This is a genomic window from Nocardia sp. CA-145437 (genome assembly GCF_050956485.1).
GTDB lineage: Bacteria > Actinomycetota > Actinomycetes > Mycobacteriales > Mycobacteriaceae > Nocardia.
On sequence record NZ_CP191204.1, the window covers coordinates 6,964,277 to 6,976,922 of the forward strand.

At 69.8% G+C, this 12,646-nt stretch carries 10 protein-coding genes; 5 read left to right on the forward strand and 5 right to left on the reverse strand.

What is annotated here, in order from left to right; genetic code table 11:
- Positions 1-2: 2 nt before the first annotated feature.
- Complete coding sequence (locus ACQPYY_RS32250) at positions 3-386, forward strand: hypothetical protein (protein WP_433592073.1); 384 nt, start codon at positions 3-5, stop codon at positions 384-386.
- A 188-nt stretch (positions 387-574) separates the two neighbouring features.
- Here the strand turns inward: ACQPYY_RS32250 and ACQPYY_RS32255 are convergent, their stop codons facing one another.
- Positions 575-790 (reverse strand): tautomerase family protein, encoded by a 216-nt coding sequence (locus ACQPYY_RS32255; RefSeq protein ID WP_433592074.1) that lies wholly within the window; start codon positions 788-790, stop codon positions 575-577.
- Positions 791-878: 88 nt separating this feature from the next.
- Between ACQPYY_RS32255 and ACQPYY_RS32260 the strand changes: the two genes are divergently transcribed.
- Positions 879-1,328, forward strand: a complete 450-nt coding sequence (locus ACQPYY_RS32260) for a winged helix-turn-helix transcriptional regulator (RefSeq protein ID WP_433592075.1) — start codon at positions 879-881, stop codon at positions 1,326-1,328.
- A gap of 7 nt (positions 1,329-1,335) precedes the next feature.
- On the opposite strand, the gene ACQPYY_RS32265 is transcribed toward ACQPYY_RS32260, so the two are convergent.
- Both ACQPYY_RS32265 and ACQPYY_RS32270 read right to left on the reverse strand, forming a co-directional pair.
- Positions 1,336-3,519 (reverse strand): molybdopterin-containing oxidoreductase family protein, encoded by a 2,184-nt coding sequence (locus tag ACQPYY_RS32265; protein ID WP_433592076.1) that lies wholly within the window; start codon positions 3,517-3,519, stop codon positions 1,336-1,338.
- A 4-nt stretch (positions 3,520-3,523) separates the two neighbouring features.
- A complete protein-coding gene (locus ACQPYY_RS32270; protein ID WP_433592077.1) occupies positions 3,524-4,198 on the reverse strand; it encodes an NUDIX domain-containing protein in 675 nt (224 codons plus the stop codon).
- A 133-nt stretch (positions 4,199-4,331) separates the two neighbouring features.
- Here ACQPYY_RS32270 and ACQPYY_RS32275 point away from each other — a divergent pair, with 133 nt between their 5' ends.
- The 3 genes from ACQPYY_RS32275 to ACQPYY_RS32285 are packed head-to-tail and all read left to right on the forward strand — an operon-like array spanning position 4,332 to position 9,129.
- Positions 4,332-5,663, forward strand: coding sequence for a hypothetical protein (locus tag ACQPYY_RS32275; protein ID WP_379102378.1), 1,332 nt, complete (start codon positions 4,332-4,334; stop codon positions 5,661-5,663).
- The gene (locus ACQPYY_RS32280; protein ID WP_433592078.1) at positions 5,660-6,646 is read left to right on the forward strand and encodes a transporter substrate-binding domain-containing protein; all 987 of its coding nucleotides are present in this window, start codon (positions 5,660-5,662) and stop codon (positions 6,644-6,646) included. The genes ACQPYY_RS32275 and ACQPYY_RS32280 overlap by 4 nt, the downstream gene beginning before the upstream one ends.
- A 2-nt stretch (positions 6,647-6,648) precedes the next feature.
- Positions 6,649-9,129: a tetratricopeptide repeat protein gene (locus ACQPYY_RS32285; RefSeq protein ID WP_433592079.1), complete on the forward strand. Its 2,481-nt coding sequence runs from the start codon at positions 6,649-6,651 to the stop codon at positions 9,127-9,129.
- 200 nt (positions 9,130-9,329) lie between these two features.
- Here ACQPYY_RS32285 and ACQPYY_RS32290 read toward each other — a convergent pair whose 3' ends face one another.
- Together ACQPYY_RS32290 and pta are read right to left on the reverse strand one after the other, a co-directional pair.
- Entirely contained in the window at positions 9,330-10,526 is a 1,197-nt protein-coding gene (locus ACQPYY_RS32290; protein WP_433592080.1) for an acetate kinase, read from the reverse strand.
- Positions 10,527-12,605, reverse strand: coding sequence for a phosphate acetyltransferase (gene pta, locus ACQPYY_RS32295; protein WP_433592081.1), 2,079 nt, complete (start codon positions 12,603-12,605; stop codon positions 10,527-10,529).
- Between the last annotated feature and the right edge of the window lie 41 nt (positions 12,606-12,646).

The window sequence follows — 12,646 nt, forward strand, 5'->3', positions numbered from 1 at the left end:
CAATGCTCGCAAGTTCTGTGGTACGCAATGGATTCGGCGCGCTACTGCTGACCGCCACCGCGGTCGGCAGTGTCATCACGGCCGCGCCCGCGCAGGCGGCGGTCACCCGCATCTGGATCCAGCAGATCAGCGACGTCCAATCCAACCTCGCCGCGGACGTCGACAGCACCACCCCCGTGTACTTCTACGACAACGGCAAACTCATGCCGGGCAGCCCCGCCACCCCCGTCACCATCGACGGCAAGCACTACTGGGCCGGCGTCCCCCTCTTCGCGAGCGGCGTCCACAGCGTCACCGTCAAACAGGGCGACACCCAGCTCTCCGCCACCTTCCTCTCCACCGGCAGCGGCGAACCGAAACAGATCGGCAGCGGCAGCGCCGGCTGACGCGCCGCGACATTCGGCCGCCGGGGAGAGGCGGCGGCAGTCAGGACACCAGGGTCGGCGGTTCGGATCTCGCCCGATTGACGCGGTGGCTGGATCTGGCACTCATCGTGGATTCCGCCGCAAAGATCCTCGAGCCCGAGGCCGACTCTTCGGGCGAATCGGCATAACACTCACCGGTTCAAGACTCCTCAGCTCGCGGGGCCTTCGATCCGGGCGGATTTCAGTTGCGCCCACGTCTTTCCGGCCACCATGAAATGGTCGTCGGGCATTTCGTCGAGCATCACCCAGACGTGAGCGGGGTCGTAGCCGAGGTTCTCGGCGACTACCCGGCTCACTTCCCGCATGGTGCGGGCGAGGGCCTCGGGCGTCTGCCCCCGCACCGTCTTGATCGTGACCATCGGCATGTGAATCCTCCAGTTCCACCTGAGTCTCAAATTAAGATGCAGCTTGCCGGGGCTGAGTCTCAAAGTCAAACCCTGCTACGGTGGAGGCATGTCGGACAGGCCGGGGCTGCGGATTCCGCTCGACGAGTGCGGGCTGGCACACACCGCCGCGGTACTCGGCGACCGATGGACACTGCTCGTCTTGCGGGAAGCGCACTACGGCATTACGCGATTCGACGATATGCGGGCAGACCTCGACATACCGCGAAACGCGTTGAGCACGCGACTGAAGACGCTGGTCGACACGGGGCTGCTGGCCAAGAGTTCCTACCGGGAACCCGGCGCTCGCACACGCGACGAATACGTGCTCACCGCCATGGGCCGCGAACTACTTCCCGCCCTGATCGCCCTGATGCAGTGGGGCGACAGACATCTGAGCGACGAGGACGGGCCGTTGGAATTCCGCCACGCCGGGTGCGACGGCATCGTCACCGCCCAATTGACCTGCGAGTGCGGGCAATCGGTACAACCCGCCGAGCTGACACCGCGGGTTCGGTAGCCGGCCCTCACCCCACCGGGTCCAGGCGAATCGGGACGCCGTTCAGATTGGACATACCCGCCAGGCGTTCGACGTCGGCGAGATCGGTGGACATCAGGTCGTTGACGTTCGCGCCACCGGCCGCGTTAGCGCGATGCCAGCCGCCCTCATGACCCCAGCCGTGGGGGATGGCCACGGTGCCTTCGGTCAGGTCGTCCGTGAGGCGGGCCGTCACCTCGATGGAGCCGTGGGCGGAGGTGACGCGGCAGCGGTCGCCGTCGGAGATGCCCGCTACGGCGGCGTCTTTGGGGTTGATGCGGGCGGCGTGTTCGCGGTCGCCTCGCATGAGGGGTTCGACATTGTGCATCCAGGAGTTGTGGGACTTGAGTTCGCGGAGGCCGATCACGCGCAGGGGGTAGGTGGGGTCGGCGGGGCGGGCGGTGAGGGTGCGGAGTTCGATGATGATCTCGTCGGGGTCGAGGCGGACGCGGCCACCTTTGTGGCGCACGATGTTTCGCAAGACGCCCGTGGCGATGGTGTCGGCCAGGACCACGCCGTGGGGGTGGCGGCGCAGCATGCGCAGGCTGAGACCCTCTCGCCGGAGGCCGAAACGGTCGCCGTAGGGACCGGAACGCAGGGCGAGATCGGCGAGGAGCGGCGGGGTCGGGCGGGCCGACGCCAACCGGGGGACGCGGCGGCGCAGGGAACTCAGCGCGCGGCCGAGCGGGCGGGCGGGGCCTACGGCGAAGGGCTGCACGCCGATTCGGGTGGCGATGGCGTCGATGATCCGCCATTCCTCGCGGGCCTCGCCGTAGGGTTCGACGACGCGCTCGGTGTACTGGGCGTACGGGGTCGGGGAGAGCGCGGTGAACGGGAGCGGGATGTCGTCACGTTCGAGGAAGGTGGTCGCGGGGAGGATGTAGTCGGCGATGCGGTTGGTGTCGTTGATGTAGAGGTCGATGGAGACGAACAGGTCCAGTTCCGGGAGGGCCGAGGCCAGTTCGCGGCCGTTCGGGACCGAGGAGACCGGGTTGCCCGCGGACGTGAACAGAGCGCGCAGGCGGCCCGGGCCCGGCGTGGTGATCTCCTTGGCCATGATGGCGGCGGGGAACGTGCCCAGGACGTCGGGGAATCCGCCGACCCGGGAGTGGTTGCGGCCGTAGCCCGCGAAACCCAGGCGGGCGCTCAGCTCGGAGACCGCCACCAGCTCCTTGCCGAAGACACTGCCGCCCGGCCGGTCGAGATTGCCGGTGACCAGGGCGAGCGCGTCGACGAGGAAGGCCACCAGGGTGGCGTGGCGGCCCAGGCAGGTGCCGGTGCGGCCGTAGACGGCGGCGGAGTCGGCGCGAGCCAGATCACGGGCCAGGGCGCGAACCAGATCGGGGTCCAGGCCGGTGATCCCGGCGGTCGCCTCGGGCGTGAAACGGCAGACGGCGGAGCGCAATTCGCGGACGCCGCGCGCCTGACGGCGCAGGGCCTGCTCGTCCTGGAGGCCCTCCTCGAAGATCACCTGGAGCAGCGCGGCCAGCAGCCAGGCATCCCCGTCGGGCCGGATGCCGACGTGCTCGAAGAGTTTCGCCGTCTCGGTCCTCCGCGGATCGACCACCACCACCCGGCCGCCACGCTTGGTGATCCCGGTCAGCTTGTCGCGGACCCGCGGCACACTCATCGCGCTGCCGTGCGAGACAAGGGGATTCGCGCCCAGCATGAGCAGGAAGTCGGTGCGGTCCAGATCGGGGACCGGCACCGAGGTCGCGGATCCGTAGAGCAGTTCGCTGGCCACGAAACGGTTGTTGATGTCCTGCGAGCCCGCCGAATACACGTGCTTCAGCCCGGCGGCCAGCTGGAAACCCACCATCCACAGGGTGTGCGAGTAGGAGAACGTAGACGGATTGCCGAAATACCATCCGAGACTGTCGATTCCGTGCTCGCCGATCAGCGCGCGCAGCCGCTCGCCGATCTCGTCGAGCGCGGTATCCCAGGACACCCGCTCGAACTCGCCGGCGGCCGTGCGCCGCAGCGGATGCAGCACCCGGTCCGGGTCGTTCTGGATCTCGGTGAACGCGATGCCCTTGGGGCAGGCGTTGCCGCGGGACAGCGGATGATCCTTGTCGGCGCGCAATCGCACCAGCCTGCCGTCCTCGACGGTGGCGATCAGGCCGCAGAGCGGCTCACAGATACGGCAGTACGTGGGGACCTCGCGCGCGCTCACGCCCTCAAGACAACACCTGATCCAGAGTGAGGAACAACACATTTCCGGCCAAATCGGTCGGTTCCAGGCCGGGTGCGGCGGTCCCGATCCGGGCGGTGCGGCCGGTCTCGTCGCCGGTGGAGTGCAGCCACAGGAAACCCAATTCGGCCAGATCCAGGGTGCGCGGCAACGCGGCCGCCACCGCGCCGTGGTCGGTGATCCCGGCCAGGCTGACCCGGGTCGGGGTGGCGCGCAGGGTCGGCCAGGCGGCGGCGAATCCGGGGTGCAGGGGCCGGTCCACGACCTCGTCCTCGGGCACCCACACCAGATCCTGGCTCTCCAGATTGCCGCGGGTGCGCAGCCGGTCGGCGGCGTCGGCGATGACCGTGGTGTAGGTCCAGCCGCTGGGTGCGGTGGCGGTCACCCGGGAACCGCGCACCCGGATCGAGCCGGACGCGATGCCCGCCTCCTCCTCGGCCTCGCGGACCGCGGCGTGGACGCTGGTCTCGTGCGAGTCGCGGGCGCCGCCGGGCAGCGCCCAGGTGCCGCCCTGATGGGTCCAGGCGGCGCGGTGATGCAGCAGTACCGCCGAACCGCCATCGGCCAGCGGGGCACGCAGCAACAATCCAGCAGCCCCGAAACGACCCCATTGGCGGGTGCCGTCCGCGCTCTCCGCCCACCCGTCGCCGTCACCACGCATCTTCGCAATCCCATCGTCCGACCGCGCCGAGAACTCCCGCGGGGATTCCCGCGTCACGGCGGCGGTACGTCCACAATAAGCTCATCCGGCAGGAACAAGTCGGTCGTTCGATTTCGGTCAGTGGGAGGTGAGGATGGCTCGAGCCCAGGAGTTGAGGCTGGACGAGCTTTCCCCGCGCGCCGCCGCGGCAGCGTGGCGCGAACGGTTCGCTACCACTGAACTGCGCGCCTTCGCCGAATCGTCGCCCGCCAAGCTGATCGCGGTCGGGCTGGTGCTGCTCGCGCTGTGCGCGTCCGCGGGCATCGTCACCGCCACCGCGGTGACCGATCGGCAACACGCGCTCGACGTCCTGCTCGACCAGTCCGAACCCGACGCCTACTCGGCGCAGCGGCTCTACACCTCGCTGTCGGTGGTCGACGCCTCCGCGGGCACCGCCTTCATTTCCGGTGGGCTGGAACCGAAGCCGGTCCGCGACCGCTACAACCAGGCCGTCGGCCAGGCCGCCGCGGAACTGGTGGTGCAGTCCACCGGCGGCGACGCCGACACCGACGCGCAATTGCGCACCGGCATCGCGACCGGTCTGCCGGTCTACACCGGCATCGTCGAGACCGCGCGGGCCAACAATCGCAGTGGGCAGCCGGTCGGCGCGGCCTACCTGAGCGAAGCCTCCAACCTCATGCAGAAGTCCGTGCTGCCGATGGCGCAGGAACTGCAGGAGCATCGGGCCGCCGCCATCACCGAAACCCAGCGCAATCATGTGCGACCGCCGTGGCCCGCCATCCTGCTGCCGCTGCTGGCGGTGGCGGCGCTGATCGCGGCCCAGCTGTTCCTGTTCCGGCGCTGGCACCGGGTGCTGAACTTCGGACTGCTGCTGGCCACCGCGACCATGGTGGTGCTGCTGTCCTGGACGGTGATCGCGGGCTTCATCTCCGCGGTCGACACCACCCACGCCCGCGACAAGGGCAGCGTGCCGACGGCCGCCCTCACCGAGAGCCGCATCCTCGCCCAGCAGGCCCGCACCGCGGAAACCCTGAAACTGGTGCGCCGCGACACCAGCGCCGACTACGACCGCACCTACGACCAGGCCATCGAGAAGCTGCGGAACATCCTGTCCGGCTATCGATCCGACGCGCCGGGCAGTGGTGACGTGAAGACCGCGGCGGCCGCCCTGGACCGCTGGCGGGCCGCCCACCAGCGAATGAACGACGCCCTCTCGAAGGGCGATTTCATCGGCGCGGCCGCGGTGGCCACCGGGCCGGGCGCGGCCGAGGCCACCGCCCAGACCGACGCCCTGGACCGTGCGCTCGGCGACGGCATCGCCGATACCCGGAACCGGTTGCGCGCCGACACATCCCACGCCGCCCGCACCCTGGATCTGCTCGGCCCCGGCGCGCTGGTGCTCAGCACCGCCGCCGCCGTGCTGATCGCCGTCGGGCTCTGGCCGCGACTGCGGGAGTACCGATGACCAGCCGACCGGTCCGTTCCCTGGCCTTGGCGGCCCTGGCCGCGACCGTGGCCTGCACCGCCGCCTGCGGGGACAACAGTCCGCCCCCGCCCGCGCCCTCGACCCGCGTCCCCAGCTACGTCGAACCGCCGCTGCCCTCCGGCGCGGTCGCGGCCCAGCCGCAGGCCACACCGCCGCCCGAGGTGACCGACTGCGGCGACCCCACCGCCAGCCTGCGCCCCACCGGCGTGCGCAGCGGGCCGACGCTCGACGCCATCCGGGCCCGGGGCCGGCTGTTGGTCGGTTTGGATCCGGGCAGCAACCTGTTCAGCTTCCGCGACCCGACCACCGGGGCGCTGGCGGGCTTCGACGTGGAGATCGCCCGGGAACTGGCCCGCGACCTGCTCGGCGATCCGGGTGCCATCGAATACCGGATCCTCGGCTCCGCCGACCGCGAGAAGGCGCTGCAGGAACACACCGTCGATGTCGTGGTCAAGACGATGACCATCAATTGCGCACGGCGGCAACGGGTCACGTTCTCCACCTCCTATCTGCAGGCGCATCAGCGCGTGCTGACGGTGCGCAATTCCGGGATCAACGGACTCACCGATCTGGCCGGGAAGCGGCTGTGCGTGGTCAGCGGCACCACCTCCCTCGACCTGGTGCGGCGCACCCAGCCCGCCGTCTCCATCCTCACCGTTCCCAGCTGGGCCGACTGTCTGGTGGTGCTGCAGCAGCGGCAGGTCGACGCGGTCAGCACCGACGACACCGTGCTGGCCGGGCTGGCCCAGCAGGATCCGGCCATCGAGGTGGTCGGGCCCAACCTGAGCACCGAGCAGTACGGCATCGGAATCTCGCAGGGCTCCGACGATCTGGTGCGCTTCGTCAACGGCACGCTGGAACGCATTCGCGCCGACGGCACCTGGAACCGGCTCTACCGCCGCTGGCTCATCGCCGAACTCGGCGACGCCGCCATCCCGCCGCCCCCGAGGTATCAGGACTGACGATGAGCACTCCGTCCGATCCGCAGCACCCCGACCGCGGCGACGCCGAAGGCGTCCCGACCCAAACCACCAACGCCGAGGGCGTCCCGACCCACGCCACCAACGTCGGACCGCACTGGCCCGCCCGCACCGAGATCACCACTCGGCAGGCGCCCCCGCGCGGCGAACGCGCACGCCACGCCGTCGAGCCGGACGAACCCGCCGCGACCCAGGCCACCCCGCGCACCGAGATGACCCAGCGCGCACCCCGCATCGAGGACGAACCGGAAGTCGCACCGGCGGAGGCGGTTCCGGTCTCCGAGGGCGAACCGCGCACCCCCACCCGGCCGTCCCAGCGCACCGCGCGCATGGCTCGCCCGCGCCCGGTGGTGCGGCGGCTCGGCGCGGGCCTGGTGCCGATCCCCACCGTGGAGCCGGTGGATCCGGAGCAGGCGGTGCTCGACGATCCCGTGGTCGCCGAGGGCCGCCGATTCTGCTGGCGCTGCGGCAAACCGGTCGGCCGGGCCACCCCGACGCTGCCGTCCACCACGGCGGGTGACTGCCAAACCTGCGGCGCCCCCTACGATTTCCGGCCCTCCCTCTACCCCGGCGACCGGGTGGCGGGCCAGTACGAGATCCAGGGCTGTATCGCGCACGGCGGCCTGGGCTGGATCTACCTCGCCATCGACCGCAATGTCAGCGACCGCTGGGTGGTGCTCAAGGGCCTGTTGCACGCCGGTGACGCCGAAGCGCAGGCGGTCGCGCTGGCCGAACGGCAGTTCCTCGCGGAAGTGGTGCACCCGAGCATCGTGAAGATCCACAACTTCGTGGAGCATCCGGGCCCGGACGGGACGCCGATCGGCTACATCGTGATGGAGTACGTGGGCGGGCATTCGCTGCGCCACCTGCTCGACCACTACGCGCCCGCCCGCATGCCGGTCTCGGTGGCCATCGCCTACCTGCTGGAAATCCTTCCGGCCCTGGACTATCTGCATTCGGTGGGGCTGGCCTACAACGACCTCAAGCCCGACAACATCATGATCACCACCGACCGGGTGGAGCTCATCGACCTGGGCGCGGTCACCCAGTTCGAGGCGTACGGAAACCTGTACGGCACCAGGGGATTCCAGGCCCCCGAGATCGCGCACACCGGGCCCACCGTGGCCTCCGACATCTACACCGTCGGACGCGCGCTCGCCGTGCTCACCCTGCACCTGCCGATGGAGCGCGGCGCCTACGTCGACGGCATCCCGGATCCCAAGGACGAGCCGATACTGGCCCAGCATCCGTTCCTCTGCCGGCTGCTGCTGCGCGCCACCGATCCCGATCCGGACCGCCGCTTCCCGTCCGCGCGGGTCCTGGCCACCCAGCTCACCGGCGTACTGCGCGAGATCCTGGCCGCCGAGACCGGCAACGAGCACCCGCAGCTGTCGACCCTGTTCAGCCCGCCGCGCACCAGCTTCGGCACCGGCGAAATCATCGCGCAGACCGACGGCATCATCGACGGCATCGGCCGCGGCACCCTGCTGCAACCCGGTGACGTGGTGGCCGCGCTGCCGGTGCCCATCATCGATCCGGGCGACCCGTCCGCGCCGCTGCTGGCCGGCGCGGCCCACCCCGAACCCCGGCACTCGCTCGAGGAACTGCGGCACGCCCGCCAGCGCGGGGCCGCCGAACCCGGTGGCGCGCCCGAGACCCTCGAACTGGAGGTCACCCTCGCCGAGGCCCGCGCGCACCTGGACCTGAACGAGCCCGCGGCCGCGCGCATGCTGCTGGCCCGCCTCACCGACGAACCCGAGCCGCCCGCGTGGGACTGGCGCATCGACTGGTATCTCGGGCTCACCGAACTGCTGGAACTGGAGTACGAGCGCGCCTTCGCCCGCTTCGACGCGGTGCTGGAGGCGCTGCCCGGTGAGATCGCGCCCAAGCTGGCGCTCGCCGCCACCGCGGAACTCATTCTCCAGCACTGGGATTCGCCGGACCCCGAGGAATGGCGCTCCTACGCCGAGAACTACTACGCCACCGTGTGGCGCACCGACCGGGGCGTGGTGAGCGCCGCGTTCGGCCTGGCCCGGCAGCTCGCGGCGGCCGGGAACATCGCCGCCGCGGTGCACGCGCTCGACCAGGTGCCGCCCGCCTCCCGGCATTACGCGGAAGCCCGGATGACGGCCATCCTCATGCTGCTGACCTGCGCTCCGGCCGCGGAACTGGACGAATCGACCCTCCAGGTGGCGGCGGCGCGCGTGCAGGACCTGCCGCCGGGCGAGGGGCGCGCGGCGCAACTGCGGATCCTGTCGATGGGCATCGCGCTGGGCTGGGTGCAGGCGGGAAACAAGCCGAAGTCGGCCCGCTCCACGCTGTTCGGGTCGCCGTTCACCGAACGGGATCTGCGGCGCGGCATCGAGACGGGGCTGCGTGGGCTGGCCCGGTCCGCGCCCGAACGGAATCATCGGTACGCGCTGGTGGACCTGGCCAACGCGGTGCGCGCCAAATCCTGGTTCTGACAGCCGGTCTCAGGGAATCCGGAGGAGCCCCGTGTCGCCCGCGGCGGTCTCGAGGGCAGCCTGAGACCATGTGTGACCGGCGAGGGATTTTCGGCCACCACCGCGGTTGTGCGTGGTGCGACACGGGTTCCGGTGGACCGGCGGGAACCAGTCCGGGCACCACTGTGCCGACCGCATCATGATGATTTCGTGAAGCAGCCTCAGCCGACCAATCGCGCGGCCGCGCGGGCGATGGCGAGCTCCTCGTTGGTCGGCACCACCAGCACCGAGATCTCCGAGTCGTCGGCCGAAATGCGACGTGCGGTCCGGTCTTCGGCGGTGTTCCGGTCGGCGTCGATCCGGATGCCGTAGCGCTCCAGACCGGCCAGCGCCTCCGCGCGCACCCGCGCGTCGTTCTCGCCGACCCCCGCGGTGAACGTGATCGCGTCCACCCGGCCCAGCTCGATCAGATACGCGCCGATGTAGCGCCGCAACCGGTGGATGTAGACATCGAACGCGAGTTTCGCGGTGGGATGGCCGGTTTCGATGAGACGGCCGAGCTCGCGGAAGTCATTGACGCCGGACAGGCCCTTGATCCCCGAGTACCGGTTCAGCAGGGCGTCCACATCGTCGACATCCATGCCCGCGGTGCGGATCAGGTGGAAGATGATGCCCGGATCCAGATCCCCGGATCGGGTACCCATGACCAGGCCCTCCAACGGCGTCAGGCCCATGGTGGTGTCCACCGCCTGCCCCGCGCGAATGGCGGAGGCGGACGCGCCGTTGCCCAGGTGCAGCACGATCTGGTTCAGCTCGGCGCGATCCTTGCCGAGGAACTCCGCCGCCTGCCCGGACACGTAGTCGTGCGAGGTGCCGTGGAACCCGTACTTGCGGACCCCGTGCGCCGCGGCGGTTTCCGCGTCGATGGCGTAGGTCTTGGCGGCGGCGGGCAGATTGTGGAAGAAGGCGGTGTCGAACACCGCGACCTGCGGCACCCGCGGCAGCAGCGCCCGCGCGGACTCGATACCGATCACGTTCGGCGGATTGTGCAGGGGCGCCAGGGAGGACAGGTCGGTGATGGCCTGCACGACGTCGTCGGTGATGAGCGTCGGCTCGTAGAACACCTCGCCGCCGTGCACCACCCGGTGCCCGACCGCGCCCAGATCGGCGTGCGCCAGATCCTGGCCGCTCGCGATGAACAGGTCGAACACCACCTGCAAGCCCTGCGCGTGATCGGCGATCGAGCCCTGGTATTCGAAAGTCTTCTCGCCCGTGTGGTGTTCGACGGTCACCACGTCCGGTTCGACCGCCTCGCCGATGCGCTGCACCATGCCGTGCGCGCACACGTCGGCCGTGGCGGGCTCCAGCAGCTGGTACTTGATCGACGAGGAACCCGAATTGATCACCAGGACCTTCATTTACGCCTCCTGCTGCGCCTGAATCGCGGTGATCGCGACCGTGTTCACGATGTCGGCGACCAGCGCGCCCCGCGACAGATCATTGACCGGCTTGTTCAAACCCTGCAACACCGGGCCGATCGCCACCGCGCCCGCACTGCGCTGCACGGCCTTGTAGGTGTTGTTGCCGGTATTGAGGTCCGGGAAGATGAAGACCGTCGCCTGCCCGGCCACCGCGGAATTCGGCAGCTTGGTCTTGGCCACCGTGGGCTCGATCGCCGCGTCGTACTGGATCGGGCCCTCCACCAACAGCTCCGGCGCGCGATCGTGCACGAACTTGGTGGCGTCCCGCACCTTGTCGACATCCGCGCCGGTGCCCGACTCGCCCGTCGAATAGGAGAGCATGGCCACGCGCGGGTCGATGCCGAACTGGGCGGCGGTCCGCGCCGACGAGATGGCGATATCGGCCAGCTGATCCGAGGTCGGGTCCGGCACCACCGCGCAGTCGCCGTACACCAGCACCCGGTCCGCCAGGCACATGAGGAACACGCTCGACACCGTGGAGACGCCCGGCTCGGTCTTGATGATCTCGAACGACGGGCGGATGGTGTGCGCGGTGGTGTGCGCCGCGCCCGACACCATGCCGTCCGCGACCCCCATGTGCACCATCATGGTGCCGAAATACGAGATGTCGCCTATGTATTCGCGAGCCCGGTCCACCGTCATGCCCTTGTGGGCGCGCAGGCGGGCGTACTCCTCGGCGAATTCGTCACGCAGCGGACAGGTCTGGGGATCGAGCACCTCGGCGGCGTCGATGTTCACGCCCAGTTCGGCGGCGCGGCCACGCACCGCGGCCTCGTCGCCCAGAATCGTGAGATCGGCGATCTTGCGCTGCAGCACCCGGCCGGCCGCGCGCAGGATGCGGTCGTCGTCGCCCTCCGGCAGCACGATGCGCTTGCGGTCGTTGCGGGCGCGCTCGATGAGCTGGTACTCGAACATCTGCGGGGTGACGATGTTCGGAATGGGAACCTCGATCTGCCGCAACAGCTCCCGCGGATCGACCCGCTCCTCCATGACGGCCAGGGCGGTGTCCACCTTGCGCATGCTCGACAGCGACACCCGGCCCCGGGTCAGCGCGGTGGCCTTGGCGGTCTCGTAGGTGCCGAGCTCGGTCGCCAGAATCGGCAGCCGGGGCTTGAGACCCGCCATCAGCCGGGCGATGGGGGGCTGGGGGCGGATACCGCCGTTCATGATGATGCCGGCCAGCGACGGAAAACCTTCCGCCTCATGGGCATTCACCAGGGCCAGCAGCACGTCGGAGCGGTCACCGGGGGCGATGACGGCGACACCGTCGGTGAGGCGTTCCAGAATGTGCTCGGCCGTCATGCCGCCCACCATCACGTGCAGCGCCTCGCGGTGCATGAGTTCCGGGTCGCCACTGTAGATCTCGCCACCGATGGCCTCGCGCAGCTCCTCCATGGTGGGCGCCTGCAGCAGCGGCACCTCCGGCAGCGTCCAGGACGGCACCGCGCACACCTTGGCCAGGGCCTCGGCGTCGGCCTCCAGCTGCTCGGGCAGGCAGCGGTTGGCGATCACGGCCGCCAGCTTGGCGTGCTCGGCCACCAGCTCATTGCGGCACAGCTCCACCAACTGGCCCAATTCGTCCGGGGTGCGGCCGATTCCGCGGACCACCAGTAGAACGGGCGCGCCGAGATTCACCGCGATCCGGGCATTGAAACGCAGTTCGCTCGGACTGGCCACATCGGTGTAGTCCGAGCCGAGGACGAGCACGGCGTCGCACTGCTTGGCGACCGCGTGATACCGCATGACGATCTCGCTGATCGCGGCGTCGGGGTCTTCGTGCACCTGCTCGTAGGTGACGCCGATGGCCTGGTCGTAGTCGACGTCGGAGGTGGAGTATTCGAGCAGCAGCTCGAGAATGTAGTCCCGTCCCGTCGCGGACCGGGTGATCGGCCGGAACACGCCCACCCGCGGGGTGGTGGCGGCCAGGGCCTGGAGGACCCCGAGCGCGACCGTGGACTTTCCGGTGTCGCCCTCGGGGGACGCGATGTACACACTGGAGACCGGTGTGGCAGCCATGGCCGAAAGCCTACCGACCGTTATGGGCTGTTTTCCGCAGG

Excerpts from the sequence above, each read along its gene's own strand:
- ACQPYY_RS32250 (WP_433592073.1), top strand. The coding sequence starts at position 3 with ATGCTCGCAAGTTCTGTGGTACGCAATGGATTCGGCGCGCTACTGCTG.
- ACQPYY_RS32255 (WP_433592074.1), bottom strand. The coding sequence starts at position 790 with ATGCCGATGGTCACGATCAAGACGGTGCGGGGGCAGACGCCCGAGGCC.
- ACQPYY_RS32260 (WP_433592075.1), top strand. The coding sequence starts at position 879 with ATGTCGGACAGGCCGGGGCTGCGGATTCCGCTCGACGAGTGCGGGCTG.
- ACQPYY_RS32270 (WP_433592077.1), bottom strand. The coding sequence starts at position 4,198 with ATGCGTGGTGACGGCGACGGGTGGGCGGAGAGCGCGGACGGCACCCGC.
- ACQPYY_RS32275 (WP_379102378.1), top strand. The coding sequence starts at position 4,332 with ATGGCTCGAGCCCAGGAGTTGAGGCTGGACGAGCTTTCCCCGCGCGCC.
- ACQPYY_RS32280 (WP_433592078.1), top strand. The coding sequence starts at position 5,660 with ATGACCAGCCGACCGGTCCGTTCCCTGGCCTTGGCGGCCCTGGCCGCG.
- ACQPYY_RS32285 (WP_433592079.1), top strand. The coding sequence starts at position 6,649 with ATGAGCACTCCGTCCGATCCGCAGCACCCCGACCGCGGCGACGCCGAA.
- ACQPYY_RS32290 (WP_433592080.1), bottom strand. The coding sequence starts at position 10,526 with ATGAAGGTCCTGGTGATCAATTCGGGTTCCTCGTCGATCAAGTACCAG.
- pta (WP_433592081.1), bottom strand. The coding sequence starts at position 12,605 with ATGGCTGCCACACCGGTCTCCAGTGTGTACATCGCGTCCCCCGAGGGC.